Source organism: Mesorhizobium subarcticum (genome assembly GCF_055456085.1).
This window is the reverse complement of record NZ_CM144237.1, coordinates 6,398,871-6,425,489: the sequence shown is the minus strand read 5'-3', so window position 1 is coordinate 6,425,489 and position 26,619 is coordinate 6,398,871. Positions and strand designations below refer to the sequence as shown.

Here is a 26,619-nt window from a genome sequence, read left to right as displayed (position 1 = left end):
GAACCGCATCGCGGAGTGGCGCCCACGTCCGTGGCCGTTTACAGTCAGTGGTGCGGAACTTTCCACAATGGAAACGAGCCGGCTAAACCGGGCATCGCGACAGCGGTCCATCAGGCGCTTTGTCAAGTGATGGCTTATGTGGCAATTTATCGGCTGGCAGACTGCAGGAGCACGTTCGATGGAACAGCGCCGGTCATCGCAGACTTTCAAGCGCAAGGAACTGGTCGGCAAGCTCAATCCTGTCGGTGTCCGCGCCTTCAAGGCTGCTGCCGACACCGCCAAACTGCGCGGCAACCCTTACGTCGAACTCGTCCATTTCGTCGAGCAGTTGGTGCTTTCCGACCGCTCGGACGTGCAGATGATCATCGCCGATGCGGGCGTGGATGCGAGCCGGATCACCGCCGATATGACCCGCGCCGTCGACAAGCTGCCCTATGGCGCCACATCGATCGAGGAGTTCTCCGACCATATCTTTCATGCCATTCAGGAAGCCTGGAACCTGGCTACACTTGAGTTCGGCGTGGAGGACGTCCGCAGCGCCCATATTCTGCTTGCCTGCCTGAAGACGCCGGTGCTGGAAGGCCTGCTGTCGAAGATCAGCGGCGAGTTCGACAAGATCGATGCCGACGCGGTCATCGCGCGGTTCGCCGATGTCGTGGAGGGTTCACTCGAAGCCGGCACCTCGACCACGGTCTCCGTCCCGGAGGCACCGAAGCGGGCTCCGGGCGGGGATTCGGCGCTGGCGAAATATGCCACCGACCTGACCCAGCGCGCCCGGGACGGCAAGATCGATCCGGTCGTCGGCCGCGATCCAGAAATCCGGCAGATCGTCGATATCCTGATGCGGCGCCGGCAAAACAACCCGATCCTGACCGGCGAGGCCGGGGTCGGCAAGACGGCGGTTGTCGAGGGCTTTGCCTTGCGTATCGCCGAGGGCGACGTGCCGCCCTCCTTGCAGAATGTCAGCGTGCGCATGCTCGACGTCGGATTGATGCAGGCGGGCGCCAGCGTGAAGGGCGAATTCGAAAAACGGCTGAAGACCGTCATCGATGAGGTTCAATCGTCCGAAACGCCGGTCATCCTGTTCATCGATGAAGCCCACACCTTGATCGGCGCAGGCGGTGCTGCCGGAACCGGCGATGCCGCCAATCTCCTGAAGCCAGCGCTGGCGCGCGGCGAGCTTCGCACCATCGCGGCAACTACCTGGGCCGAATACAAACAGCATATCGAGAAAGACCCGGCGCTAACCCGCCGTTTCCAGGTCGTCAAGATCGACGAGCCGTCGGAGGCGGTGGCCGTTCTGATGTTGCGCGGTGTGGCCGGCGTCCTGGAAAAGCACCACAAGGTACAGATACTGGATGAGGCGATCGAGGCGGCGGTCGGCCTGTCGCACCGCTACATCCCGGCGCGGCAACTGCCTGATAAGGCGGTGAGCCTTCTCGACACCGCTTGCGCCCGTGTCGCCATTTCGCAGCACGCCACGCCCGCCGAGGTCGAGGACATTATACGCCGCCGCCAGGCGCTGGAAGTCGAGCGCGGCATCATCGGTCGCGAGGCTGCGATAGGCATCGAGGTGACTGACCGGCAGGCCCGGGTCGACACCGGACTTGCCGAAACCGAGCTCACATTGGCCTCCGCCCGGCAACGCTGGGATCGGGAAAAGGCACTCGTCACCGAAATACTCGAACTGCGCGCCAGACTGCGCGGCGAGGGTGTTCCGCTCGATGCGGTGGAGACGCCGGAGAGCAATACCGCAACGGCGGGCTCCGACACTGTTGAGGCTCCGCCGCCGAAGACCGAAGCGCCTAAGGCCGAAGTGCCCAAGACTAAAACGACGAAAGCCAAAACAGCCAAGAACGATGTAGAAGGATTGGCCGCTGCCGCTGCACCCGATCCTACCGCCGATCTTGTGCGGCTGCGCGAACTGATGGCCGAACTGGCCGAGGCGCAAGGCGAGACACCGCTGATCTTGCCGTCGGTCGACCGCAACGCCGTCGCGGCTGTCGTCCAGGATTGGACGGGAATCCCGACTGGGCGGATGCTGTCCAGCCAGACCGAAAAGGCGCTCAAGCTCGCCGCCACTTTGTCCGAGCGCGTGGTCGGGCAGGATCATGCGATGGAGATGATAGCCAAACGCGTGCAAACCAGTCGCGCCGGGCTCGGCGCGCCCGAAAAGCCGGTCGGCGTGTTCCTGCTCTGCGGCCCGTCCGGCGTCGGCAAGACCGAAACCGCATTGGCACTGGCCGAGACGCTCTACGGTGGAGAACAGAACCTGATTTCGATCAACATGTCCGAATTCCAGGAGGCGCACACGGTCTCGACGCTCAAAGGCGCGCCGCCCGGCTATGTCGGCTACGGCAAGGGCGGCATCCTGACCGAAGCGGTTCGTAGAAAACCCTATTCGGTGATCCTGCTCGACGAGGTGGAGAAGGCGCATCCCGACGTGCACGAAATCTTCTTCCAGGTTTTCGACAAGGGCATGATGGATGACAGCGAGGGCCGCCGGATCGACTTCAAGAACACGCTGATCCTGCTCACCTCCAATGTCGGCTCGGAGGTCATCATGGACCGCACCAAAAATGGCACGCTGCGGGCCGGGCTCGACGATCTGGACGCCGCCTTGCGCAGCCCATTGCTGAAAGTCTTCCCGGCGGCCTTCCTCGGCCGGGTGGTGACCATTCCTTATTATCCGCTCTCTGATTCGATGATCGAAGCAATCACCCGTCACCAGTTCGCCAAGATCGCACGCCGGCTGCGGGCGACCAACGATGCGGAATTGATAATCGGCGACGGTGTCATGGATCTGATCAAGGCCCGCTGCACTGAGATCGAATCCGGCGGGCGGATGATCGATGCCATCCTGACCAACACGCTCCTGCCGGAACTGAGCCGCGGCGTGCTGAACCGCTCGCTCGAGGGCGAAAAGATGACTAAAGTCACCGTCGGCGCCTCCAAGGAAGGGTTCACCTATTCCTTCGAATAGGAATGTTGATGACGATTTGCTTGGGCGTCTCGTGCATGGGCAGGCTGAGCCAGCCAGCTTGACGATTTTTGAGGGTATGGAAGTCCCTGCCTGCCGCCAAAGGGCGAGTTTGTGTGGCGTGATTGACCTGCTGACGGTACTTTTCGCAGCGCAAGGGTCATGACATCGAGACGCTTCAGTGTGCAAAAATCGAGCGATTGTTCCCGATAGTTGGTGAGACCTCGAAATATTTTTCGCTGCGATTTTCCCTTTAAAATCAAAAGCGTAACTTTTGACGGACCATGCGTCGTTGAGCAGAGACAGCGCGGCGAGACAGTACCGCCACCCGCAATGATCCTGCCTTCGTCCTGGTGACCCTCATCATGGCTGCTGCCGTTCGAGGCAGGCGGTGAGTATCAGTGCGGCCAAACAAGATGCGGGCGCGGGGGCAGGTGGTACTGGCGGCCGCACGGCGATTTGCGAGCCATCGCTGGGAGGTTTTAGGCAATTGCGACGGCATGGGAAAGCGAGCCAGCTGCCGAACGACCACATAAGTTTATTCGTTTTTGACCAATACGCGCCGGCGGATTCCTGTAATCTCTGGAAAAACACCGGGCTAACCGGGCCAACCAGAAAGGTCGGGGAATGAAATACGTCGTCGATACGATCGGCGGTCCCGCAGGCGGTGATGCCTGGCAAGCCGCTGTTACCGAAGCTTATTTTCCACTCGACACCGAGTATCGGAACCGTCGCGAATTTTCCGGCACGCTGGAAACCTTCTCGCTTGGGCTCGTCAGCGTGTCTAAAATGCGCTGCGATGCCGTAAGCTATCGCCGCCATCGCCGCCACTTCCTCAACGAGCGTGACGCCAGCCTGCTCATCACCATCCCGGAGATGTCGGAGGTGAATTTCTCGCAAGGGTCGAGAACCGTCAATTGCACCCCGGGAGGCTTTCTCGTCGAGAGGGGGGATGCGCCTTACGAATTCTGGCACGGCAAGCCAAACGCGCTGTGGGTCCTGAAGGTGCCGTCATCGAGCGTTCGGGCCCGGATCGGATCCGCCGAACGGCTCAGTGCGCTCAGTTTCGACGCGACCCAAGGCATCGCCGCGCTGTTCCTCGACACGGTGCGAACCACGATCGGCCATCTCGATGAGATCACTGAAGTCGCTCGTGAGATGATGGGCAGGCACATCCTGGAAATGCTGTGCCTGTCGATCGTGAGCGACGATCGCGTGCTGGACAGCAGCATCTCATCGATCCGGGCCGGCCATTTGCATCGCGCCGAGCAGTATATTCGCGACAATTTGAAGAATTCCGGCCTCGGCCCGCAGGCGGTGGCTGATGCCTGCGGCATCTCGCTGCGTTACCTGCAGGTCCTTTTTCAGGACAGCAACCAGTCGATCAACGGCTTCATCCGCGACGCCCGGCTTGAACTTTGCGCCGAGGAGCTGATGTCGGTGACCAACATCAGCAGCGTTGCCGAGATCGCTTACCGCTGGGGCTTCGCCGACCAGTCTCAGTTCTGCAAGCACTACCGGACGCGGTTCGGCTGCGCACCGACGGATACCCGTCGCGAAGCAGCGAACCGGGCAGGCCGCACCTCGACCTCGAGAGAGCGGCACTAGACCCGACGAAATCCGGGCCAATTCCACCATCTATGGAGACGTCGCCCCGCCAAGGGGCGGCGAAAGCCGGGCTTTGCCCGCAAAGACCTTGCGAAGGAATTGTCATGAGCCGAATCAGAGTTGCCGTCGATGTCGGAGGGACCTTCACCGACATCTGCATCATGGACGAAGACAGCGGCGCGATCCGTATCGAAAAGACCGCCTCCACGCCTGACGATCCCATGCAGGCCATCATGAATGGCGTCGAGCAGGGCCGTATCGATCTTTCGCAGGTGACCATGTTCTCTCATGGCACGACGGTCGCCACCAATGCGTTGATCACCCGCCGCCTGCCACGCACCGCAATGGTCTGCACCGAGGGTTTCCGGGACGTTGTCGAGATCCGTCGCGCCAACAAGGAAGATCTCTGGGACACCTACAAGGATGTCGCCAAGCCCTATATCCCGCGCCGCGACCGGCTGACCGTCCGGGAACGGGTGAGTGCCGAGGGCACGATCCTGGAGGCGCTGGACGAAGAGGCCGCGCGCCGCGTCGCGGACATTCTCAAGAAACGGCAGGTCAAGTCCATCGCCGTCTGCTTCATGAACTCCTATGTCAACGGCGCGAATGAGCGCCGCATGCGTGAGATCCTGAAGGAAGCAATGCCGGATCTGCCGGTCTCGATCTCCTCGGAGGTCATGCCGGAAATCTTCGAGCACGAACGGTTTTCGACCACCATGGCCAACGCCGTCTGTGCCCCGGTCGTCGTCGACTACGTGTCGCGGCTTGGAGAAAAGCTTGCCGCGGCCGGATACAAGCGGGATCTCCTCCTGCTGCACAGCGGTGGCGGGGTCATGACACCCGCTAGCGTCAAGGATTTCTCGGCTCGGCTCGCGGGATCGGGCATCGCCGCCGGCGCGATCGCAAGCCGCTTCATCGGAAATCTCTGTGGCTTCCCGAACTCGATCGGCTTCGACATGGGCGGCACCAGCACCGACGTCTCGCTTGCATGGAACGGGGAGTTGCGCATCACGAAAGACTGGTACATCGAATTCGGATATCCGATCCGCTTCCCCTCCATCGAGGTGCTGACCATCGGTGCGGGCGGCGGGTCGTTGGCATGGCAGGACGAGGGCGGTAGCTTGCGCAACGGACCGCAGTCCGCCGGCGCCTTTCCAGGCCCGGCCTGCTACAAGAACGGCAACCGCACCGCCACCAACACCGATGCCAATGTTGTGCTCGGCCGTCTCGGCACCAGCCTCGCGGGCGGCAAGATCACGCTCGACCCCGCTCTGGCCGCCCAGGCTGTGCAGGAGACGGTTGCAGCACCCTTCGGCATGGAACTCCCCGAGGCGGCCGAGGCGATCATTGCCGTCGCCAACGCCAATATGGGCAACGCCGTCCGGCTTCTCTCCATCAGCCGAGGCTATGACCCGCGCGACTTCGCGCTCGTCGCATTCGGCGGTGCGGGCGCGTTGCATGGAGCGGCCGTGGCCAAGGAGCTTTCGATTCCAACCGTGATCGTGCCGCCCAATCCCGGCGTCACCTCCGCGCTCGGTTGCCTTCTCGTCGACGTGCAGCACGATTTCTCCGAAAGCTTCATGGCCGATGCTTCGACTGTTTCGCCGGCCGAAATGCAGACAGCCTTTGTTCAAATGGAAAAACAGGCCGTTGAGCGCCTGGCCCATGAGGGCGTGGCGCAGGAAGACATGGCGCTGCAGCGTACGGTCGAGATGATGTACCTGGGCCAGTGGCGCTCGCTCGCGGTGTCGGCGCCGGCGCGGATCGAGAGCATCTGCTCGCTGATCGAGGCATTCCACAACGAGCATGAACGCGAGTTCAACTACCGCCGCGAAGAGGCGCCGGTGTCGATCTTCCGCATTGCGGTCAAGGCGATCGGCATCGTCCCGAAAGCCGAGATACCGCGGCACGAAGTCTTGCCTCATGTGCCCGAGCCGCTCGGGCGCCGCCGCGTCTGGTTCGACGGCGTATCGCATGACGCGGCCGTGTATGAACGCGACCAACTGAGCGCCGGCGCCGCCTTCGCAGGGCCTGCCATTGTCGAACAGTTCGATTCCACCACCGTGGTTCCGCCGGGAATGAGCGCGACCGTCGATGGCTTCCTGAACATCCTCATCGTGACGAAAGGCTGAGACATGACAAAGCTGATTGAAACGAGCCCCGGCCTCGATCCCGTAACGTTCGAGGTGCTGAAGAACTCCTTCATCACCACCGTCGACCAGATGGCCGAACAGATGCTCCGCACCTGTTATTCCTTCGTCATCTACAACAGAGACTTTTCGAACGCCCTGCACGACGCCGATGGCAACTCCGTTGCCCAGGGCAACTACGATATCGCGGTCCATGTCGGCACACTGCACAACACGTGCAAGGAGGTGATCCGGGTCTTCGAAGGCGACATGGCACCCGGCGACGTCTACGCGATCAACGATCCCTATGCCGGCGGTACTCATTTCAGCGATGTTCGGCTCGTCCGGCCTATCTTCGACGAAGACAAGCTGATCGGCTTCTCCCAGTCGAACGGCCACTGGTCGGATCTCGGCGGCTCCGTGCCGGGTTCCTTTGACGTCACCGCCCGCGACATGTTCCGCGAAGGGTTGCGGATCACGCCGCTGCGCCTTTTCCAGCGTGGCCGTTTCTGCTCCGACGTCGCCAACATGATCGCGGCCAACACGCGCGATCCGGCATCGATCATTGGTGACATCCATTCCCAGGCGCAGGCGACGCAGGCGGCCGAGCGCGAGCTGTTACGGCTGGTCAGGAAGTACGGGCGTGGCCAGGTCATGCGCGGTATGGAGGAGGTTCAGGACTACGTCGAACGCGCCGTGCGAAAGCGTCTCGCGGAGCTGCCCGACGGCACCTGGGAGACGGTCGACTACATCGATCGCGATCTCGGTGCCGGCGAGGGCATGATCCCGATCCGCATCAAAATGACGATCAAGGGTGACACGATCCACTACGATTTTACGGGAAGCCATTCGACCATTGCCTCGATGTACAATTCCGCCCCGGGCGCGACCTTCTCGGCCGTGGTCGCCGGTATGAAGACGTTCTTCCCGGACCTCCCACTCAACAGCGGGTTTTACCGGATGATCGAGGTTACCGCGCCGAAGAACAGCGTCGTCAGCGCGGAATGGCCGGTGGCCGTGACCGGGTTCCTGATGCCGTTCGAAAAGATCATGAATGCGATCTTCGAGATGTGGTCGAAGATCATGCCCGAACGCGCCATCGCCTGTGCCTTCAACCTCGAATATCTGTTGGCCGGGGGACGGGACGCGCGCAAACCCGAAAAGCCGATCTTCATGTTCTACGAATGGCTGCCCGGCGGCTGGGGCGGACGCAACGGCAAGGATGGCGCCGATGTCACCACTGCCTGCTTCGGAACGGGGCTGATGTCGCAACCGAACGAAGGCAATGAGCGGGTGAACCCAACGCGGACGATCGAGTTCCAGATCAAGCAGGACTCAGCCGGTCCCGGCAAATGGCGGGGCGGGGTCGGCGTGCAGAAGACCTCGTTGTTGCTTGAGGCCGAAAATGCCGTCATGTCCTATATTTGCGACCGCGAGCGCGCTGTCGTCTGGGGTGTAGAAGGAGGCCTGCCGTCGATGCCCCACGGCTTGACCATGAAACGCGCCGGAGAGGGGACCGAGATTTGGCTCGGCTCCGTATTCTCCGATTACCCCGTCCACACAGGTGACCAGTTCGCTCGTCCGACGGCCGGCGGCGGCGGTTTCGGCGATCCACTGCAGCGCGAGCCGCGCAAGGTGATGGAGGACGTGATCGACGATTACGTCTCACTGGAGCGTGCCAGGACCGACTACGGCGTGGTCATCCGCGAAATCGACCGCGACCTGTGCCAGTACAAAATCGACGAGACGGCAACCGAAGCCTGCCGTGCCGACATCCGGGCGAAACGGAAGAGCTGGGCACGCATGGATCCCGAAGAGGTCGCGCGCAAATACCGCTCCGGCGAGATCGATACGCTCGATGCGGTTCGGCACTATGCGGTGATCCTCGACTGGGAGACTGGCGAACTGCTTCCCAAAACCACCGCCCAGTTCCGTGAGAGCTTTGAGAAACGGACAGTCGCCCACTGGGGCTGAGCGCTAACGAGCGCGCCGCAATTTTGCACGCGCTCGCATGAAGCTATCTGTTTTTTCGATACCATATTCAAAGAATTACTATTTCACAGGAGCCTGAAGCTGGAGCAACAATGTTGCAGCGCCGCGAAAGACGGCTGCTTCCGAGGGGTATGACAGATGGCACCAGGCGTGGAACGATCGTTCACCGCAGCCAGTACGCTTGAAGAGGCATTGGCCGCACGCCGGCAAGGTGCTGCGGTGCTCGCCGGCGGCACCTGGATGATGCGTGATGCGCGGCGCGGGGGCGAGCTTCCCGATGCGGTGGTCGCACTCCACCGAATACCGGCCTTGTCCAAAATCGAAATCGAACCGGACCATGTCGTGATCGGCGCGGCTGTTACCCACGCGGTGCTGGGCCGCGCATTATACGCTACAGCGGCCTTCGAAGGTCTGGTTGCCGCCGCCGAAGGAGCAGCCAATCCCGGTATCCGAAGGGTCGCCACCGTGGGCGGCAATCTCTGTGCCCTCGACTTTGCCGCCGCCGATCTCGCCCCTGCGCTTCTAGTCTGTGATGCGACGGTGGAGCTGCAGACGTTCGAAGGCCCAAAACTCCTCGGCATTTCGGATTTCCTCGAAGACAGACATACACTGCTGACCGAAGCGATTGTGACGAGAATTCATCTGCGCCGCGACCTGATCGCAAGCGCTCATATCCGCCTGCCGCTTCGGAAAGCCGGCGACTACCCGGTCGCCATCGTCTCGCTTGCGGTGGACAAGGACAAGCGCTGTCGCATTGCCGTCGGCTCGGTGGAGCCGGTAGCGCGACGCTGGACGGCGCTCGAACAGGCCATGGCGGCAGGGCCGGCCTCCCCTCTCGATCCGAAACGCGCCGCCGAGCTTGCACTTGCGCACAATGATTTTCAGGGCCATGACGGCAGGGAAGCGGAGGGTTGGTATCGGCGCCAGGTTCTTCCGCCGCTGGTCAAGCGCGGTGTTGCTGCACTTCTCAAGATGGAAGGCCTGGCATGGTTGTGACATTCCAGCTGAATGGTGAGGACTGCCGCTTTGACGGCGATCCGATGACGCCGCTCGTCGACATCTTGCGGCAGGAACGATTCCTGACAGGGACCAAAGCCGTGTGCCGCGAAGGCTTCTGCGGCGCGTGCACGGTGCATGTCGACGACGAAGCGGTGCCGTCCTGCCTGAAGCCCATTGGTCTCGTCCAGGGATGCGCGGTCACGACCATCGAGGGATTGAGTTCCGGAAACCAGGCGCTGCACCCGCTTCAGGCCAGTTTCGAGGCGGCCGATGCCGTGCAATGCGGCATGTGTTTCCCAGGAATGGTCATGAGCCTTTCGGCGTTCGTGCGTGACAATCCGCATGCGAGCCGTCCCGAAATCAAGGCCGCAATGGTCGGCAACATCTGCCGTTGCACCGGATATGAGCGGATCGTCGACGCCGTGGCCGACTGCCTCGACCAAGCCCGCAAGGCGGGCCAGTTGGTAGGAGGCATCAATGTCTGAGCTGGCCGCCACGGTGATGAATCTTCCTCGCCGCGATGCCCAGGACAAGCTGCGCGGGCGGACGAAATACACCAACGACCGGGTTCGCCCCGACATGCTGCATGCCGTGCTGCTGCGGTCGAACGTTGCCGCGGGGCATATCCGCAAGCTCGACGTTTCGGCGGCACTTCGCTGTCCTGGCGTGCGCGCGGTGGCGACCGGCGCCGATGCGCCGGGGCTCTACGGCATCGGCATTGCCGACCATCCGCTCCTGGCCATCGACACGATCCGCTATCACGGCGAGCCAATCGCTGTCATCGCCGCCGAGACGGAGAAGCAGGCGCGGGCGGCACTTGCCGCCATAGTGCTCGAGGTTGAACCGCTGGCACCGGTGTTCACCATGGCTGACGCGCTCCAGCCCGCCGCCCGCCTCGTCCACGAGGGTTGGCGCGGCTACGAGGTGATCACGGAAGGCGGTGCACGTGCCGGCAACATCGCATGGGAGGCAAAATCCAGTCGCGGCGACGTCGACGCTGCCTTCGCCCGTCCCGACATACGCATTGTCGAGAGCAGTTTCACCGTCGGCCGGCAGAGCCATGTGCCCTTCGAACCGCGCGTTGCCATAGGCTCCTGGGAGGACGGCCGTGCGCACATCCAGACCTCGACGCAGGTGCCCTGGACGGTGCGCAACGTCACCGGAAGGGTCATGCAGCTTCCACCCGGGCGTGTGCGGGTCACTGTGCCGCCTGTCGGCGGCGGGTTCGGCTTGAAATTCGATGCGTCCATCGAGCCTATCACGGCACTTCTGGCGCGGATGACCGGGCGCACCGTGGTCTTGGAAAACACCCGGCAGGAAGAGATGGCAACCTGCCTCTGCCGCGAGAATGCGGAAATCCGCATTCGCTCCGCCGTCACCGCCGAAGGATACATCGCCGGGCGCGAGGCGGTAGTGCTGATGGACTGCGGTGCGTATGGCGGCGAACAGGTTTTTCTGACGACGATGACGGCGCATACGCTGGGCGGCAATTACAAGGTCGGCGCCACGCGGCTCGTCAGCCGCGCGGTATACACCAACACACCGCCCAACGGTGCTTTCCGGGCTTGCAACGGCGTCTACAACACCTTCGCGTTGGAGCGACATACCGACGAGATCTGCGATGCGCTAGGCTTCGACCCGATGGAGTTCCGGAAGAAAAATGTGCTGGGAGATGGCGATCTCGGTGCCACTGGCCAGGTTTTCGAGGCCGACGTGCTGGGTCCGATGCTCGATCGCATGGAGACATTGCGCGCCAGTACCGGGACATCGGAGGCCAAGGCCGACGGCAGGCTCTACGGAATTGCGACCACGGTCGGCACATGGTTCGTTTTCGTCGGACCCTCGGCGGCGACGGTGAATTTGAACGCCGACGGCAGTGCAACATTGGTCACGTCGGGTGTGGAGATTGGCTCCGGCACGATGGTGCAATCCCTGCCGCAGATCGTGGCCGGGCAGCTCGGCCTCGCTCCCGAGCAGGTGATCGTGCGCGAAGCCGATACGGATGCCGCCGGTCTCGATGTCGGCGTTGGCGGTGGGCGCACCACCGTGTCCATCGGCGCGGCGAGCGTGGCTGCCTGCGCGGAGGTGCGCGAGAAGCTGCTGCGGACCGCCGGCGAGATGCTGCAGACCCGACCGGAAGACTTGGTGCTGCGGGAGGGGCGTGCCGAGATCGCGGGGCGTCCCGGTTCCGGCATGTCGATCCCCGCTGTCGTCGCCCATGCGCAGGCAACCACCGGCCCGATCACCGGAAGCGGAGCCTTTACGGCCAGGAACACGCCGGCCATGGCGGGCTGCGCCGTGGGGCATTTCATAGATGCGCTCGACATCCCTGTCTTCGTCGTTCACGAGGCCGAGGTAGCGGTTGATCCGGACACCGGCCATGTCGAGGTGCTGGCCTATCGCGTGGTGCAGGATGTCGGCCGCGCGCTCAACCCGCGCGCGGTCATGGGCCAGATACAGGGCGGTGTCGTGCAGGGTCTCGGCTACGCCTTGCATGAGGAGGTGACGATCACCGCTGACGGACGCATCGCGCAGGACGATTTCGAGACCTATCGCCTGCCGCTGGCGCAGGACGTGATCCCGGTCGCCGCCGACCTTTACGAGGGCGCGCCGTCGATGGGGCCGCTCGGCACAAAGGGAGCGGGCGAGGTGCCCATCCTGGCCGTGGGCGCGGCGATCGGCTGCGCGGTGGCACGCGCCATCGGCAAGCCGGTGCGGCAGCTGCCACTGACGCCGCCACGCGTGCTTCGACTGCTGCACGAGCGCGAACCACAGCCGGAATTCCCGCACATCGCCCCCGGCTGGGCATCAAACACTCTGGGCTGAGGCAAGCAAACCATGGTCACCCTGAACTGCGACATGGGGGAAAGCTACGGCAACTGGCGCTTCGGCGACAATGCCGGCATCATGCCTCATATCGATTGCGCCAACATCGCCTGTGGCTTCCACGCCTCCGATCCGTGGACGATGCTGAAGACTGTGCGGCTCGCGCTCTCGCATGGCAAGCAGGTCGGCGCGCATCCTTCCCTTCCCGATCGCGAGGGGTTCGGTCGACGGGAAATGAAACTTCAGCCAGAGGAACTGACAGCCGCCTTCCTCTACCAAATCGGTGCTCTGACAGGGATGCTGGCCGCCGAGGGCGGACGGCTCGGCCACGTCAAGCCGCATGGCATCATCTACGGCGTGGCCGCTAACGACATGGACACCGCCCGGGCAATCGCCGCCGCGGTCAAGCCGCTCGGTGTCCCGCTCTTCGGCATGGCGGGAACCTGCCACGAGACGGCGGCAGCGGAACTCGGCGTCGCCTTCGTGGGCGAGTTCTTTCCCGATCTTGCCTACGCTGCCGGTGGTAGCCTGATCATCCCGCGCGTCCAGTCGGCCATCGACCTGACGCTTGCCGAGCACGGCATGGTCGGAGCGCTTACACGACGCGAACTCGTCACGGTAGACGGCACGGTCCGCCCGGTCAAGTTCGACACCGTCTGCATCCACTCCGATCCGCCGAATGCGCGCGACGTCGCGGCGCTGATGCGGCGGATCATCGACACGCATTCGAAAAGCCTCCCATGATTCATTTTTCTGTATCGTGAAGGCTCCGCGCATGGGATCGAGGACTATCTCGAACTCAGAACCCGAACCATTTCCACAAGCCGCTGAGGACTTCCATGGACGCGCTTTCCAACTCTCTCGCCGCCGCCGACATCGCCACCACCATGCACCCCTACACCAACCTGCGTCAGCACGAAAAAACCGGACCGCTGATCATTAGCCGCGGCGACGGCATCCGTGTGTATGACGAACGCGGCAAGGAATATATCGAAGGGCTCGCCGGGCTGTGGTCGGTGGGCGTCGGCTTTTCGGAGAAGCGGTTGGCCGACGCTGCCTATCAGCAAATGTTGAAGCTGCCCTACTACCACACCTTCTCCTCCAAGGCGCATGAGCCGTCCATCCGGCTCGCGGAGAAACTCGTGGAAATGACGCCGGAAAACCTGACGCGTGTGTTCTTCACGTCGTCGGGCTCGGAAGCCAACGACACCATCGTCAAGATGATGTGGTTCATGAACAACGCGCTCGGCCGGCCCAGGAAGAAGAAATTCCTGGCACGGACCAAGGGCTATCACGGCATCACCGTCGCCTCCGGCAGCCTGACGGGCCTGCCGATCAACCACCGCGATTTCGACCTGCCGGCGATTCCGGTTCGCCATCTGACCTGCCCACACTTCTATCGTTTCGGCACGGAAGGCGAAGACGAAGCCGCCTTCACGGCGCGCCTGCTCGCCGAGCTGGAAGCAGTGATCGCGGAAGAAGGGGCTGATACGATCGCGGCCTTCATAGGAGAGCCGCTGATGGCGGCTGGCGGCGTTCTGCCGCCGCCGATAGGATACTGGGAAGGCGTGGAGAAAATCTGCCGGGCAAATGAGATCATTCTGATAGCGGATGAGGTGATCTGCGGTTTTGGCCGTCTCGGAACACCGTTCGGCGCTCAGAAATACGGCTTCACGCCTGATATCATGACGGTCTCCAAGCAAATCACGTCGTCTTACATGCCGCTTGCCGCCGTCATTTTCTCCGATGCGATCTATCAGGCGATTGCAGACAATACCGCCACGATCGGCAATTTCGGCCACGGCTTCACGGCATCTGGCCATCCGGTCGCGACAGCCGTTGCGCTGGAGAATCTCGCCATCATCGAGGAACGCGATTTGATGGGCAATGCGGCCCGGATGGAAGCGGCCTTCCAGGCGGGCATTCGCTCGTTTGCCGGTCATCCCCTTGTCGGGGAGGCCCGCGGCACCGGCCTGATCGGAGCGGTCGAGCTGGTTGCTGACAAGGCGACCAAGCGGCCCTTTGCAAAAGTAGGCCGCGCGGGCGCGATAGCGTCGGCCATCGGTCACGAAGAAGGTCTCATCTTCCGCAGCATCGGCGATCAGCTGGCGCTTTGCCCACCGATGATCGTGACGGGAGAGGACGTCGCGGAAATCATGACCCGCATGTCGAGATCGCTGGACCGGCTAACCGGAGCCGTTGCGAAGGAGGGGTTGGAATGATCGGCGGACCTGCGGACCAGACAGTCATGACCGGGGGTGATCTTCCGGCACAGCGATCCGCGCTTCTTGGCCGGTTTATGGCGGCGTGGAACGCCCACGACCTCGACGGCCTGATGGCCTGCATGGCGCAGGATTGCGCCTTCCATGGCTCGGCTGGACCCGAGCCGAGCGGTCGCCGTCACATTGGACGGGAAGCCGTGCGCGCTGCCTATGCCGCTATCTTTTCAACCTTTCCGGACGCTGCCTGGTCAAATGGCAGCCATGTGGTCAGCGGAGAAACCGGACTGTCTTCCTGGCGCTTCACGGGAACAACGGCGGCGGGAGACAAGATAGAGGTCGACGGCTGCGACATCTTCGTTTTTTCAGGCGCACGGATTGCGCTCAAGGATTCCTATCGCAAGGCCCGCACGTAAAAGGTGATGGACTGATAAATTGAACCCGGCCCGCATCATGCGGGCCGGGTTCTCGCGTTGCGGGATGGGAAGAACGGCCGGACCGAGCCGGCCGCCACCACTACTTCAGGAGCGCGTCAAGCGGGATCGGTTCGGAGATCGTCCAGCTGTCGACGATCGCTGGTTTGCCTTTCTCGGTGTCGGCGATCAGGTATTTGGTCTGGTTCTGGTGGTGTAGCTCGGAGGTGAAGGTGCGGGGACCAAAGAGGGTCGGTTCGTTCTTCATTTTTTCGAGTTCCGCGACAACGGCATCGGCATCGATGCTCTTGGCGCGTTCAACGGCCTTTGCCCAGACGTCGATCATGACATAACCTGGATAGACATACATGGAAGACGGGTCGGCGCCGGTCTTGGCCTTGTAGGCCGCGTTGAATTTGTTGACTTCCGGATTCGGGTCGTCGCCGTAGATGGAACCCTGAACCGGAACGTAGAAATTGGAAAGGTCAGGCACAGCCGAAAGCCAGTAGCTGCCGTCCACGCCGGAGCCGTTGAGAATCATCGAATTGATGCCTGCGGCGCGGATCTGTTTTATCGCCGAAACAGAGCCCGGCATCATGGTACAAAGCATGATCGCATCGGGCTCTTTTGGCAGGGCCTTGATACGGCTGATCTGGGCAGCGATTGAGGGGTCGTCGTTCTTGAAAGTATCTTGACCCACGAGTTTGGCGCCCTTGGTCTCCAGCTTGGGCATCATCCAGTCGAAGCCGTCGCAGATGCCCTTGTTGTATTCCGTCCAGGTGTCGAGCAGGCGATAGAAGGTCTTGGCCTCCTTTTTGTTGTATGCCCATTCGGCCATCGTCGCTCCCTGCACGGCCGCCAGCACCGACGCGGAGAAGCTGTGCGGGCCTACGCCCTGGATGCCCGCCTTGACCGATTCAGCGCAGAGGAAGAAGGAAACCTTGCCAGCCGCCTCGGCGGCGAGTGCCGCTGGCGAGCCGAAGTCGTAGTCGCAGGAGACGACGACGAGGTCTGCGCCCTGGTCGAGAACGGAAAGACCGGCCTTGGCGCCTTCGGCACGGTCGGACTTGGTGTCGGCTTTCACCACTTCAATCTTCTTCCCCAGAAGACCGCCGGCGGCGTTTATTTCGTCGATGCGGATCAGCGCGGCATCGGTGGCAGGTTTGTCGTAAGCCTCCATGAAGCCCGATTCCGCCGTGGCGAAACCGACCACGATCTTGCTGTCGTCCGCCAAGGCTGGAAAGGCAGCCGTTGCGGTGAAGAGCATCGTTGCTGTCGCTATTTTTAGTTTGTTTATCATAGACTTCTCCTTTCAAGGTTACGGCGGCTTACAATCCGCCGGTCAGTCACCGCGGTTGCGGGTTAAAGAGATCTCGCGATTGCCGAAAACGCCTGCCGGACGAAGCGCCAGAATGATGATCATGATGATGCCCAGTGCGATCTCCTGAAGGCCTTTCGGTATGGCGAAGGCGACGTCGCCAATGGAAACCCCGGCTTCCAGCCAGCGCAGGGTCTGGATGAGGGCCGAGAGGAACACGACACCGATCACGGCGCCCGAAAGGCTGCCCATGCCGCCAACGACAAGCATGGCGATGGTGATGAAGGTGAGGCCGAGATAGAAGGTGTCCGGCGTTACAACCCCGATGGAGTGGGCCATCAAGGCGCCGCCGAGACCCATTATGGCCCCTGAGATCACAAAGGCGACAAGTCGCTCCCTGGGAATATCGACGCCGGAGGCCGCCGCTGCCGTCGGTTCGTCACGGGCGGCGCGCAGTGCCAAGCCCGAACGCGATATTGCGTGTGCCCAGGCAATGAAGATCGAGATGATGGCGGCGATCAGGTAGGGCCAGATCGAGCGGATGATCGGGATCCCGACGACCGACGATGTCCCGCCGGTGACGGTTTCCCAGTTGGAGTAGATCGTGTTGATCATCGCCAGCATGGCGAAGGTCGCGATGGAGGCGGCGATGCCCGACAGCCGCATCAGGATCCGCCCGAAGATCAGCGCAGCCAACCCCGCAAAGATCGCGGCGATGATAGCCGCCTCCCAATAGGGCATTTGGGTTTTTATCAGCCAGCCGGGAAGACCGGTAAAGGCCATCTCCTTCATGACGGGATTGATCGTCAGCCACGCCGCCACATAGGCGCCCAGGCAGGTGAAGCCGATATGGCCGAAGCTCAGCACGCCGGAATTGCCAATAAATACATAAAGGCCGACGACGAGGATAACCCGGAGGAAGACGTCAATGATCACCTGATTGAATGGTCTCGATCCGGTCATCATCGTCAGCAGTGCAATGGCGATCATCAACAGCGCCAGCAGGATCGGCGTGATGATGGTACGGCGCGCCAGCACGAAGGGGCGGGGGGTTTTGGCGACGATGGCGCCGGTGGTCAGGTGCGGCTCGATGGCCGGGGACGCTGCGGACATGGATCAGACCCTTTCCTTTGTGCCACGGGCCGAAATCAGGCCTTGCGGACGGAAGAGGAGGACGAGGATGACCGCTCCATAGACAAAGGCATCGCGGAAGGGCCGGGCGTCGATGGGCAGTATGACCTGCATGATCACCGACGCGGCACCGAGCAGGAAGCCCGCCAGCACGGCGCCAGCCAGACTGCCAAGGCCGCCGATAACCGTTGCGATGAACGCCATCAGCATGATTGCCGCCCCCATCTGGATATCGGCGGTGCCGGTCTGGGCCACGAAGATCAAGGCAATGGCACCGGCCAGCGCGCCGGACAGCGCGAAAGCCCCCATGATGACCCGGTTGGCGCGGACGCCGAGCATGCGCGCCATGGAGAAATTCTCCGCCGCCGCCCGCATTTCCAGTCCGAACCGGGTCCGGCGCAGAAAGACGGTCAGGCCCAACAGGATCAACATCGTCGCGACGATGGTGATGAGCTGGAGAAGCGGCAGCCGGGCGCCGAAAATTTCGACGGGTTGGGAGAGTTCGGGAAGGAGATTGATCGACTTCGGCCGGCTTGAGAAAAGCATCAGCAGAAAATAGCGAATGACGAAACCGAGCGCGAAGGAAGCAATCATCATCGTCGCCGGATTTGCCTTGCGGAACCGTCTGAAGACGACGATTTCGCACAGCACCGACAAGCCGGCCCCGCAGAGGAGCACGAAGGGCACCAGCAGGTACCACGGCAATTGGCCGGCGAAGACGATGGCCATGGCATCCGTCGACGGCCACAGCAGCGCGAAGACGCAGAAGGCGATGACGTCGCCATGCGCGAAGTTCACAAGCCGCATGACGCCGAAGATGAGGGCAATGCCCAGCGCCCCGAGCGCGTAGAGCGAACCAAGCGAGAGTGCGTCGAACAGGATCTGGAGCATCTCAATGGTCCTCGTAGCCGAAATAGGCAGCCTGGATCGCCTCGCCGTTGCCGAGCGTCCGGGCGTCGCCATCGAGCACGATCTGTCCGCCACGCATCAGGATCATCCGCCCGCCCACCATCATCGCCCGGGCCGAGCTCTGCTCGACGATCAGGAGCGTGAGCTGGCGCTGCGAACGCAGCGCGATCAGCCGCTCGTAGACCTGGTCGTTGATGTTGGGGGCGAGGCCCAGCGAGGGCTCGTCGATGGCTATAAGCCGCGGATTGGTCATCAGCGCGCGTCCGATGACGAGCATTTGCTGCTGCCCGCCGGACAGCAATCCCGCTTGCCCGTGCCGCCTCTCCTTCAGCATCGGGAAGGTTGCGTAGACGGCTTCGAGTTCGTCGGCCGTTCGGCTGCGCCAGCCGCGGTCGCGGGCGTGCATGCCAGCGCCGACCAGAAGGTTCTCTTCGGTCGTCAGCGAGCCGAAGACATCGCGCCCCTCCGGCACCATGGAGAAGCCGAGCCGGGCGATGTTCTCCGGCGCCTGGCCGGTGATCTCATGGCCCGCAAGGTCGATCCGGCCGCCCGCCACCGGTGTCACGCCGGCGATCGCGCGCAGCAGGGAAGACTTCCCGGCTCCGTTCGGGCCGGTGATGAACAGGATTTCTCCTTCGTCCATGGAGAAGGAGACGTCGCGGACCGCGGTCAAACGGCTATAACGGATGGTGATATCGGCCAGGGCGAGCAGGCTCATTCCATCACCTCCAGCACCGGCAGGTCGGTGTTGACGGCCGTGCCCATATAGGCGTGGCGCACCTTCTCGCTGTCGCGGATCGCGGCGGGTGGGCCTTCTTCGATGATCGCTCCGGAATCGAGCACGACGATGTGTTCGCAAAGACCGAGTACCAGCCCGACATTGTGCTCGATGAGCAGGACACCGCAGCCAAGATCGCTGGCGATATGTCTTATCAGGGCCGAAAGCTCACGCGCCTCCGGCGTGCTCATGCCGGCCGCGGGCTCGTCGAGCAGAATGTATGCGGGCCGTCCCATCAGGGCGCGGCCAATGGCGACACGGCGCTCATCCGTATAGGGCAAGGTTCCGGCGATGCGGGAGCCCAGCGCGCCGATGCCTATCCAGTCGAGCATCGCTTCCGCTTCGGCGACGGCGGCGCGCCGGCTCATTCCCAGACCAACGCCGGTTACCTCCAGATTGTCGAGCACCGGCAGGTCGCGGAAGAGCCGCCCACCCTGGAAAGTGCGGGCGATGCCGCGCCGACGGACCTGATGCGGCTTGAGACCCGTGAGTGCTGCTCCGTCGAGCTTGATGGTGCCTTCCGTCGGAGCCTGGAAGCCCGTCAGCACGTTGACCAGCGTGGTCTTGCCGGCACCATTGGGGCCGATGAGGCCAACGATGCGGCCAGGTGTAATTTGGAGGTCTACCGATGACAGGGCCTTTAGCCCCGCAAACGACACCGAGACGTTCTCCGCGCTCAGATGACTCATGTCCCTTTCCTTCTTTTGACCGACGGAAAGGCGCGAAGCATCCGGCCTTGCGGCCAGTCACATTGCTAATGTCTTCCCCTGTCGGTTCCGGCGGTCTCTAACGGACTGCTCGGATGCCAAATTCACGCCGTTGCCCGGCGTCGTCTTGTCGTTTCGCGCACCGGATTTTGTCTTCCGCCACGCGCGGTCGGTTTTGGCCGACCGATCTCCTCGCCTCCGGCTCCTCCGCCGGCATTCTCCCGGCCGACGTCAGCCGGCCAGGTAGTCTTCAGCGCGCGCCAGCGCGGCGCGCTGTTCGGCTCGCGCGGCAAGCGCGCCTTCCAGCGTCACCGAAACGAAGCGCGCCGGAGTGTGCGGCTGGAGCTGGGCGATCAGGTCCATGTCGGCCGATATCACCACGCCCAGCATCATGTAGCCGCCGCCCGAAACCGCGTCCCGGTGAAGGACGATCGGCTCCGTGCCACTTGGCACCTGGACGGATCCGTAGGGATAGCAGGCGTCGACGATGTTCGAGGGGTCGGAACCCGCGCCGAAAGGCTGCTCGCGCTCAACGAACTCCAGCGGCGTTCCACCACGGAAGCGATAGCCGATGCGGTCGGCTTCGGGCGCGACCTTCCAGGTTTCCTCGAAAAACCGATTGCCGGCGGCTTCAGTAATCCGATGCCAGTACAGGCCAGGAAGCATTCTGAGTTCCGCCGGACTATTCCGCGCGCGGCGCAGATTTTCAGGCAGAGAAAGACCGGCTTTGCTCGAGCCTTCACCGATAGGAAGCTCATCGCCCGCCTTCAGCGTGCGGCCCTGATAGCCGCCGAGCGCGCCCAGAATGTAAGTCGAGCGCGAGCCGAGAACCACGGGTACGTCGATGCCGCCGGAGATGGCCAGATAAGCGCGTGCACCGCCCTTGAGGAAACCAAAGGAAAGCCGGTCTCCCGCCTTCACCGCAAAGCTTTCCCAGGTCGGCCGTTCCTCGCCATTGAGTTTGGGTGGGAGCTCTCCACCCGTGACGGCAATGACCGCGGATTGGGTGAATTCGAGTTCGGGGCCCATGAAGGTGGCTTCGAGCACCGCGGCACCCGGATCGTTGCCGACAAGCAGGTTTGCGATGCGTGTGGCAAAGCGGTCCATGCCGCCGCCTTCGGGGATGCCGACATGATAGTGGCCCGGTCGGCCAAGGTCCTGCACGGAAGTGGAGAGGCCGGGAGAGATTACCTTAACGGCCATTGATAAGCTCCATCAGCTTTGCATTGGTGCCGTAGATGTCGCCGTTGAAGTCCTTCAGGCTGAAGGTGCACTCGCGAACCGTCGGTTGCCACCGATTGGCTTCGATCTCCTCCAGCGTGGCGTCGTAGTCATCGCGGCCAATGGCCTTGAACTTCACGATGTCGCCCGGCTTGAACAGGCACATATCATCGGAGAGGTAGCGCACCTTCATGGTCGGGTCGTAGATCGGTGCCGGGGTTATGCCATACATCTGGTAGCCGCCAGCGCCGCGCACCGAATAGATCGCGGCAAAGCAGCCGCCGTGGCCAATGGTGAGCTTGGGAGTGTCGGTGCGCGGACGCAGATATTTCGGCGCCTGGATCTGTTTCTGGCGCTCGACCATCTGGTACAGGAAGGGCAATCCGGCGACGAAGCCGACCATGGACACGAACCATGGCTGGCCGGAATAGGCCGCGACAAACTCTTCCACCGTGGCGTAGCCGTTGATGCGTGCCGAATATTCAAGATCGGTGGAGGACGGGTCCTGGTGGCGCTCGCGGAAGCGCAAGCAGGTTTCACGCGTCCATGGATCCTGGAAGTAAACCGGCAGCTCGATGATCCGGGTCTTCAGAACCGGGTCTGCCTTTGAGGCCGCCTCTTCCATCGACTTCAGTTCGCTGAGCAAATCCTGCGGCTTGACGATGTCGGGGTTGAAGCGAATCTGGAAGCTGGCGTTGGCCGGACAAATCTCGGTGACGCCCCGGATGCCTGCCGCACGCACCGCGTTGGTCATCGAAAGGCCGGTAAAGAAGGAAGTGAGCGACATCTCCTCGGACACCTCGCCGAAGATATGTTCGTCACCGCCGAAGTTGAATCGTATCGACATCGGTCCTCCTTAGCCCGCCAATGCTGCGGCGTTTTCGATGAGCCAGCCTTCCAGCCAGCGTGTATGCACGTCTCCTGCCCGCACCGCGGGATCGGCGGCGAGCGCAAGAAACAGCGGCTTGGTGGTCTTGAGCCCGCCGATCTTCAACTCGTTGAGTGCGCGGATCAGGCGCATGATCGCCGCCTCGCGTGTCTCCGCATGCACGATCAGCTTGGCAAGCAGCGAGTCATAAAAGGGCGGCACCTGATAGCCTTGGTAGAGCATGGAATCGAAACGTACGCCCGGCCCGCCAGGAATGCGAAGCTCGGCCACCTGCCCGGGGAACGGAGCGAACTCCTTCGCCGGATCTTCGGCATTGAGCCGGACTTCGATCGCATGCCCCTTGACGGAGACATCGCCCTGCCGAATCCGCAGCTTCTCGCCGCCGGCTATGCGAAGCATCTCCGCAACGAGATCGATGCCGGTGATCGCCTCGGTGACAGGGTGCTCGACCTGAATGCGGGTGTTCATCTCGATGAAGTAAAAGCGGTCGGCGTCATCGTCATAGAGATACTCCACCGTGCCGGCACCGGAGTATTTGACCGCCTTGGCCAAAGCGACCGCCGAAGCGCAGAGCTCCTCGCGCAGCCCGTCGGAAAGTGCGCGCGACGGCGCCTCCTCCCAAACCTTCTGGCGTCGCCGCTGCAGTGAGCATTCCCGCTCGTAGCAGTGGATGGCGTCGCTTCCGTCCGCCAGGACCTGCACCTCGATATGGCGGGCCTTGCCGATCACCTTTTCCATGTACAGACCACCGTCGCCAAAGGCGGCGAGGGCTTCCGCTTCGGCCTGCGGAAAGGCCTGTTCGAATTCGGCGAGCGAGTTGGCGATGCGGATGCCCCGCCCGCCGCCGCCCGCCGCAGCCTTGATCATCACCGGAAAACCGGTTTCGGCCAGCACCGTGCGGCCAGTCTCGAGGCCATCGACCCGGCCAGCCGAGCCTGGCACCACGGGGACACCCGCGGCGGCGGCGGCCGATCGCGCCGAGACCTTGTCTCCCATCATCCGGATGGCATTTCCCGAAGGGCCGACGAAGACCAACCCAGCGCCTGTGACCGCGTCCGAAAACGCGGCATTCTCGGCAAGGAAACCATAGCCAGGGTGAACGCTGTCGCAGCCGGTGTCGCGGGCGGCCGTCAAAATTGCTTCGATGTTGAGATAGGATTTCTTTGCCGCGGGTGGGCCGATATTGACCGCTTCGTCCGCAAGCTGGACGTGGAGCGACCCAGCGTCCGCGGCTGAGTACACCGCCACGGTGGCGATGCCCAGATCTTGTGCGGCCCGGATGATCCTGACCGCTATCTCGCCCCGGTTGGCAACCAGAAGCTTTTTCAGCATCAGTCGAGATCCGCAAGAGGTGCGCCGGCCATGATGGGTTCCTCATTGTCGGCAAGGAAGCGGATGTTGGTACCGGCCGTCTCGGCCCTCACTTCGTGGAACGACTTCATAACTTCGATGAGACCGATTACGTCGCCGGCGGCTACCGCGTCGCCATCCGCCTTGTAGGGCGGCTGATCTGGCGAGGCGCTCCGGTAGAAAGTGCCGGGAAGAGGCGAAAGGATCTGGGCCATAAAGAGCTCCGGAAAACTGCAGACAGGCTAATCTGGAACCGCCTGCGGAGGCGGGTTCGATAGGCTTCAGTGCCAAGGGGCGATTGCAGTGCGCACGGCCCTGGCTATTTCGATAGCGTTCGGCGTATCGGAATGCACGCAGATGGTTTCGCAGCGTACTGGGAAGAAACTGCCATCCTCTGCCGTTCCCTCGCGCTTGCTGATGGCGCGCACGCAACGCTCGGCCATCTCGGCGGGGTCCTTGGCGTCATGAACGCGTGTCAGGATTAGCTTGCCGGAGGCATCGTAGTCGAGATCGGCATAGAACTCGGCGACGAATGGGATACCGCGCTCCTGGTAGATCTTCTCGTGCAGGGTGCCTGTCATGCCGAACAGCGGCACGCCGAAGACCTCTGCCGCGTCGCACACGCCATGGGCGACCGCCTCCTGCTGCATGGCCATGAAGTAAAGGCTGCCATGCGGCTTGATATGGTGGAGTTCCACACCTTCGGCCTTGAGGAAACCGGCAAGCGCTCCCACCTGGTAAATGATGGTGTTCCTGACTTCGTCGCGGGTCATCCGCATCTCGCGCCGGCCGAAACCCTGAATGTCCGGCAAGCCTGGATGGGCGCCGATCCTTACGCCACTCGCCTTCGCGCTGCGGACGGCGGCGTGCATGTGATCGGGATCGGAAGCGTGAAAACCACAGGCGACATTGGCGACGTCGATGATCGGCATCATGCCTGCATCATCGCCAACCTTATAAAGACCAAAGCTTTCGCCCATGTCGCAGTTTAGCGTCACCGCCATCGCATTGTTACCCCTCGAAGCTGCCGTCTTTGCGGCGTTGCAGCATTTTTTGCGCATGCGGGGGAATTTGTGAAATAGTAGTTTATTGATTGTGATATCAAAAAAACAGATAATGGTTCTGGGCCGGAGTGCGCCATGACCATCACCTTGAAACAGCTCGATTATTTCATAGCAACCGCGGAGAGTGGACAGGTCAGTCATGCCGCAGTGGAACTCAACATCTCACAATCAGCGGTCACCGCGGCGATAAAGACGCTGGAGGCTGACCTGGGCGTACGGCTTCTGGAGCGCAACCATGCTGGCGTAAGGTTGACGATGGAGGGCGCGCGGTTTCTTGACCACGCGCGTATTATCACCGGTGCTGTCGCGGCCGCTGTCCGAAGCCCGTTGCGCGACCGGAAGGGTCTGGCGGGCAAGCTGCGGCTGGGCATGACCTACACCGTCGTCGGATACTACATGTCGCGCCACTACGCACGGTTCCGGAAGACCTATCCCCAGATCGAGGTCGAGGTGTTGGAACTGCCCCGCGACGCTCTCGAAAGCGGCTTGATGAGCGGGGAGATCGACATGGCTGTGATGCTGGTGTCCAACCTGGCGCACACCGAGGAGTTGGCGCAGGAGGTCTTGATGCGGTCGAACCGCCGGCTCTGGCTTTCGGCGGATCATCATTTGCTCGGGCGGCCGGAAATCAGCCTCGCTGACGTGGCGGCGGAAGATTATGTCATGCTGACGGTGGACGAGGCGCGAACGACGGCCGCCCGTTACTGGGATGCCGCGGGGCTTTCGCTCCGCCCGGTCCTCACGACCAGTTCGGTCGAGGCCGTGCGTTCGCTCGTGGCTGCCGGCATGGGAGTCACTGTCCTCTCCGACATGGTTTATCGACCATGGTCCCTGGAGGGGCAGCGCATCGAAGTGCGCCGGCTTGTCGAGCCGATCCCCAGTATGGATGTCGGCCTTGCATGGTCGCGTGACAGACCGATCGGCCCGGCGGCGGCTGCCTTCCGGGCCTTTATGTCCGTAACCATGGGCGGCGGCGGCTAAGCTGCGGCCGTGGGACAGACGCTTTGCCCCGGACTCGCTGGTTGAACAGCGGGTAGCCTAGAAGCGCGGAATACTGCGGCGGCAATCTGAATTGGCGCACAGACACCCAAAGTCATCTCGCTCGGCAGGCGAGCTTTTCCCGGATGGGGGCGTCGCCGGCCGTTGGCTCCATAGTATGGGAGCCGCTGCTCAACCCGACGGATCGACCACCATGCCGGACAACGGCTCAACCCAGAAAAGGTGATCCGTCACGGCTTTGACGCCCACGACATTTTCGGCTGCGACACGAGCCGCCAGACGCTCGCGTTCGTCAAAGATTGCTCCGCTCAGTTCGGCGATACCTTTGTCTACATTGACGTGGATCATGCTGGTGCCGGACCAGATTTGGCCAGCCAGTTCGGTGACTATGTTCTGGCGGATCTGGCCGTCGGCGACCCCCGACGAGTCCGAGATTGGCAGGACGCGAAGCAATGCACGCAGCAAATCGGAGCGGGCGATGATGCCGACAACTTTCCTGCCATCAACCACCGGAAGCCGTTTGACATGATGACGGGTCATCAATTCGACGACGTCCGCAAGGGACGCGTCGCGGGTCGTCGTGACGACGCCGTCGGACATCACCTCTTCAACCCGACGTCCGTTGTCATGAACATATTCATCGGCCACCTTTCCCGGACTGACAAGAAATTCTAGCCAACGCGAACGCTTGCGTTTGGTACCCAGTTCTCCCCGGCGCAAGAAATCGCCCTCGCTGACAATCCCCACCAGAGTGCCGTCGCCGTGAATGACGGGAAGGCCGCTGATTTTCCTGGAGAGCATCAACTTTGCCGCATCGGCGATCGACGCGGATGGTTCGATGCCGACGACAGGTGATGTCATGACGGCTTCGACTTGCATGATCGTCTCCTTCAGACGTCTCGCGGAATCTTGTGATTGGTCGGTATCAGCCATTGGGGCGCTTATCGATCGTGACCGCCGGCGCCGGGCCTGCTCGCTTGTACGGCTACAGTTCGACGATCCCCGCGCATCTCGAACCACATGGCGTTGAGGATGGCGAAGGAGCAGGCGAGGCCGACCCCGAGGATCCAGGAAAAGTACCACATGA

The 26,619-nt window shown here is 62.4% G+C and carries 23 protein-coding genes; 11 read left to right on the top strand and 12 right to left on the bottom strand.

What is annotated here, in order from left to right; translation table 11 throughout:
- The first annotated feature begins 178 nt into the window (after positions 1-178).
- The 10 genes from tssH to ACZYHG_RS31345 all read left to right on the top strand — a co-directional run bounded on the left by tssH (position 179) and on the right by ACZYHG_RS31345 (position 15,169).
- Positions 179-2,983 carry a type VI secretion system ATPase TssH gene (gene tssH / locus ACZYHG_RS31390; RefSeq protein WP_464611900.1) on the top strand — a complete coding sequence of 935 codons (2,805 nt, stop codon included), beginning with the start codon at positions 179-181 and terminating at the stop codon, positions 2,981-2,983.
- Between the two features lie 624 nt (positions 2,984-3,607).
- Positions 3,608-4,588, top strand: a complete 981-nt coding sequence (locus ACZYHG_RS31385) for an AraC-like ligand-binding domain-containing protein (RefSeq protein ID WP_464611899.1) — start codon at positions 3,608-3,610, stop codon at positions 4,586-4,588.
- 104 nt (positions 4,589-4,692) lie between these two features.
- Positions 4,693-6,720 (top strand): hydantoinase/oxoprolinase family protein, encoded by a 2,028-nt coding sequence (locus tag ACZYHG_RS31380; RefSeq protein WP_464611898.1) that lies wholly within the window; start codon positions 4,693-4,695, stop codon positions 6,718-6,720.
- A 3-nt stretch (positions 6,721-6,723) separates the two neighbouring features.
- The gene (locus tag ACZYHG_RS31375; RefSeq protein ID WP_464611897.1) at positions 6,724-8,691 is read left to right on the top strand and encodes a hydantoinase B/oxoprolinase family protein; all 1,968 of its coding nucleotides are present in this window, start codon (positions 6,724-6,726) and stop codon (positions 8,689-8,691) included.
- 156 nt (positions 8,692-8,847) lie between these two features.
- The gene (locus ACZYHG_RS31370) at positions 8,848-9,705 is read left to right on the top strand and encodes an FAD binding domain-containing protein (protein ID WP_464611896.1); all 858 of its coding nucleotides are present in this window, start codon (positions 8,848-8,850) and stop codon (positions 9,703-9,705) included.
- On the top strand, positions 9,696-10,193 hold the full coding sequence (locus ACZYHG_RS31365) for a (2Fe-2S)-binding protein (protein ID WP_464611895.1): 498 nt from the start codon (positions 9,696-9,698) through the stop codon (positions 10,191-10,193). Before ACZYHG_RS31370 ends, ACZYHG_RS31365 begins: the two co-directional genes overlap by 10 nt.
- Positions 10,186-12,534, top strand: a complete 2,349-nt coding sequence (locus ACZYHG_RS31360) for a xanthine dehydrogenase family protein molybdopterin-binding subunit (protein WP_464611894.1) — start codon at positions 10,186-10,188, stop codon at positions 12,532-12,534. Before ACZYHG_RS31365 ends, ACZYHG_RS31360 begins: the two co-directional genes overlap by 8 nt.
- 12 nt (positions 12,535-12,546) lie before the next feature.
- A complete protein-coding gene (gene pxpA / locus ACZYHG_RS31355) occupies positions 12,547-13,278 on the top strand; it encodes a 5-oxoprolinase subunit PxpA (protein ID WP_464611893.1) in 732 nt (243 codons plus the stop codon).
- A gap of 95 nt (positions 13,279-13,373) precedes the next feature.
- Positions 13,374-14,756: an aspartate aminotransferase family protein gene (locus ACZYHG_RS31350; protein ID WP_464611892.1), complete on the top strand. Its 1,383-nt coding sequence runs from the start codon at positions 13,374-13,376 to the stop codon at positions 14,754-14,756.
- Positions 14,753-15,169 (top strand): nuclear transport factor 2 family protein, encoded by a 417-nt coding sequence (locus ACZYHG_RS31345; protein WP_464611891.1) that lies wholly within the window; start codon positions 14,753-14,755, stop codon positions 15,167-15,169. The genes ACZYHG_RS31350 and ACZYHG_RS31345 overlap by 4 nt, the downstream gene beginning before the upstream one ends.
- Before the next feature lie 100 nt (positions 15,170-15,269).
- On the opposite strand, the gene ACZYHG_RS31340 is transcribed toward ACZYHG_RS31345, so the two are convergent.
- The 10 genes from ACZYHG_RS31340 to ACZYHG_RS31295 form a co-directional block, all read right to left on the bottom strand.
- Positions 15,270-16,466, bottom strand: coding sequence for an ABC transporter substrate-binding protein (locus ACZYHG_RS31340; RefSeq protein WP_027059549.1), 1,197 nt, complete (start codon positions 16,464-16,466; stop codon positions 15,270-15,272).
- 42 nt (positions 16,467-16,508) lie between these two features.
- Positions 16,509-17,597: a branched-chain amino acid ABC transporter permease gene (locus ACZYHG_RS31335; protein WP_464611890.1), complete on the bottom strand. Its 1,089-nt coding sequence runs from the start codon at positions 17,595-17,597 to the stop codon at positions 16,509-16,511.
- Between the two features lie 3 nt (positions 17,598-17,600).
- Positions 17,601-18,506 (bottom strand): branched-chain amino acid ABC transporter permease, encoded by a 906-nt coding sequence (locus tag ACZYHG_RS31330; protein WP_464611889.1) that lies wholly within the window; start codon positions 18,504-18,506, stop codon positions 17,601-17,603.
- A gap of 1 nt (position 18,507) precedes the next feature.
- Complete coding sequence (locus tag ACZYHG_RS31325) at positions 18,508-19,242, bottom strand: ABC transporter ATP-binding protein (protein WP_464611888.1); 735 nt, start codon at positions 19,240-19,242, stop codon at positions 18,508-18,510.
- Positions 19,239-19,991 carry an ABC transporter ATP-binding protein gene (locus ACZYHG_RS31320; protein WP_464611887.1) on the bottom strand — a complete coding sequence of 251 codons (753 nt, stop codon included), beginning with the start codon at positions 19,989-19,991 and terminating at the stop codon, positions 19,239-19,241. The genes ACZYHG_RS31325 and ACZYHG_RS31320 overlap by 4 nt, the downstream gene beginning before the upstream one ends.
- Positions 19,992-20,240: 249 nt before the next feature.
- Positions 20,241-21,212 carry a 5-oxoprolinase subunit C family protein gene (locus ACZYHG_RS31315; protein WP_464611886.1) on the bottom strand — a complete coding sequence of 324 codons (972 nt, stop codon included), beginning with the start codon at positions 21,210-21,212 and terminating at the stop codon, positions 20,241-20,243.
- A complete protein-coding gene (locus tag ACZYHG_RS31310; protein WP_464611885.1) occupies positions 21,202-22,077 on the bottom strand; it encodes a 5-oxoprolinase subunit B family protein in 876 nt (291 codons plus the stop codon). The genes ACZYHG_RS31315 and ACZYHG_RS31310 overlap by 11 nt, the downstream gene beginning before the upstream one ends.
- A 9-nt stretch (positions 22,078-22,086) precedes the next feature.
- Positions 22,087-23,451: an acetyl-CoA carboxylase biotin carboxylase subunit gene (locus ACZYHG_RS31305; protein WP_464611884.1), complete on the bottom strand. Its 1,365-nt coding sequence runs from the start codon at positions 23,449-23,451 to the stop codon at positions 22,087-22,089.
- The gene (locus tag ACZYHG_RS31300; RefSeq protein ID WP_464611883.1) at positions 23,451-23,684 is read right to left on the bottom strand and encodes an acetyl-CoA carboxylase; all 234 of its coding nucleotides are present in this window, start codon (positions 23,682-23,684) and stop codon (positions 23,451-23,453) included. The genes ACZYHG_RS31305 and ACZYHG_RS31300 overlap by 1 nt, the downstream gene beginning before the upstream one ends.
- 66 nt (positions 23,685-23,750) lie before the next feature.
- Complete coding sequence (locus tag ACZYHG_RS31295; protein ID WP_464614834.1) at positions 23,751-24,473, bottom strand: LamB/YcsF family protein; 723 nt, start codon at positions 24,471-24,473, stop codon at positions 23,751-23,753.
- 135 nt (positions 24,474-24,608) lie between these two features.
- Here ACZYHG_RS31295 and ACZYHG_RS31290 point away from each other — a divergent pair, with 135 nt between their 5' ends.
- Entirely contained in the window at positions 24,609-25,514 is a 906-nt protein-coding gene (locus tag ACZYHG_RS31290; RefSeq protein WP_027033829.1) for a LysR family transcriptional regulator, read from the top strand.
- Positions 25,515-25,703: 189 nt separating this feature from the next.
- Here the strand turns inward: ACZYHG_RS31290 and ACZYHG_RS31285 are convergent, their stop codons facing one another.
- Together ACZYHG_RS31285 and cydX are read right to left on the bottom strand one after the other, a co-directional pair.
- Complete coding sequence (locus tag ACZYHG_RS31285; RefSeq protein WP_464611882.1) at positions 25,704-26,411, bottom strand: CBS domain-containing protein; 708 nt, start codon at positions 26,409-26,411, stop codon at positions 25,704-25,706.
- Positions 26,412-26,473: 62 nt separating this feature from the next.
- Positions 26,474-26,617 carry a cytochrome bd-I oxidase subunit CydX gene (gene cydX / locus ACZYHG_RS31280; protein ID WP_464611881.1) on the bottom strand — a complete coding sequence of 48 codons (144 nt, stop codon included), beginning with the start codon at positions 26,615-26,617 and terminating at the stop codon, positions 26,474-26,476.
- Between the last annotated feature and the right edge of the window lie 2 nt (positions 26,618-26,619).

Coding starts and splice junctions, on each gene's coding strand:
- ACZYHG_RS31300 (WP_464611883.1), bottom strand. CDS start 23,684: ATGGCCCAGATCCTTTCGCCTCTTCCCGGCACTTTCTACCGGAGCGCC.
- ACZYHG_RS31330 (WP_464611889.1), bottom strand. CDS start 18,506: ATGCTCCAGATCCTGTTCGACGCACTCTCGCTTGGTTCGCTCTACGCG.
- tssH (WP_464611900.1), top strand. CDS start 179: ATGGAACAGCGCCGGTCATCGCAGACTTTCAAGCGCAAGGAACTGGTC.
- ACZYHG_RS31305 (WP_464611884.1), bottom strand. CDS start 23,451: ATGCTGAAAAAGCTTCTGGTTGCCAACCGGGGCGAGATAGCGGTCAGG.
- ACZYHG_RS31370 (WP_464611896.1), top strand. CDS start 8,848: ATGGCACCAGGCGTGGAACGATCGTTCACCGCAGCCAGTACGCTTGAA.
- ACZYHG_RS31340 (WP_027059549.1), bottom strand. CDS start 16,466: ATGATAAACAAACTAAAAATAGCGACAGCAACGATGCTCTTCACCGCA.
- ACZYHG_RS31375 (WP_464611897.1), top strand. CDS start 6,724: ATGACAAAGCTGATTGAAACGAGCCCCGGCCTCGATCCCGTAACGTTC.
- ACZYHG_RS31290 (WP_027033829.1), top strand. CDS start 24,609: ATGACCATCACCTTGAAACAGCTCGATTATTTCATAGCAACCGCGGAG.
- ACZYHG_RS31315 (WP_464611886.1), bottom strand. CDS start 21,212: ATGGCCGTTAAGGTAATCTCTCCCGGCCTCTCCACTTCCGTGCAGGAC.
- ACZYHG_RS31310 (WP_464611885.1), bottom strand. CDS start 22,077: ATGTCGATACGATTCAACTTCGGCGGTGACGAACATATCTTCGGCGAG.
- ACZYHG_RS31325 (WP_464611888.1), bottom strand. CDS start 19,242: ATGAGCCTGCTCGCCCTGGCCGATATCACCATCCGTTATAGCCGTTTG.
- ACZYHG_RS31385 (WP_464611899.1), top strand. CDS start 3,608: ATGAAATACGTCGTCGATACGATCGGCGGTCCCGCAGGCGGTGATGCC.
- ACZYHG_RS31360 (WP_464611894.1), top strand. CDS start 10,186: ATGTCTGAGCTGGCCGCCACGGTGATGAATCTTCCTCGCCGCGATGCC.
- ACZYHG_RS31365 (WP_464611895.1), top strand. CDS start 9,696: ATGGTTGTGACATTCCAGCTGAATGGTGAGGACTGCCGCTTTGACGGC.
- ACZYHG_RS31320 (WP_464611887.1), bottom strand. CDS start 19,991: ATGAGTCATCTGAGCGCGGAGAACGTCTCGGTGTCGTTTGCGGGGCTA.
- ACZYHG_RS31350 (WP_464611892.1), top strand. CDS start 13,374: ATGGACGCGCTTTCCAACTCTCTCGCCGCCGCCGACATCGCCACCACC.
- ACZYHG_RS31285 (WP_464611882.1), bottom strand. CDS start 26,411: ATGCAAGTCGAAGCCGTCATGACATCACCTGTCGTCGGCATCGAACCA.
- ACZYHG_RS31295 (WP_464614834.1), bottom strand. CDS start 24,473: ATGGCGGTGACGCTAAACTGCGACATGGGCGAAAGCTTTGGTCTTTAT.
- ACZYHG_RS31345 (WP_464611891.1), top strand. CDS start 14,753: ATGATCGGCGGACCTGCGGACCAGACAGTCATGACCGGGGGTGATCTT.
- cydX (WP_464611881.1), bottom strand. CDS start 26,617: ATGTGGTACTTTTCCTGGATCCTCGGGGTCGGCCTCGCCTGCTCCTTC.
- ACZYHG_RS31335 (WP_464611890.1), bottom strand. CDS start 17,597: ATGTCCGCAGCGTCCCCGGCCATCGAGCCGCACCTGACCACCGGCGCC.
- ACZYHG_RS31380 (WP_464611898.1), top strand. CDS start 4,693: ATGAGCCGAATCAGAGTTGCCGTCGATGTCGGAGGGACCTTCACCGAC.
- pxpA (WP_464611893.1), top strand. CDS start 12,547: ATGGTCACCCTGAACTGCGACATGGGGGAAAGCTACGGCAACTGGCGC.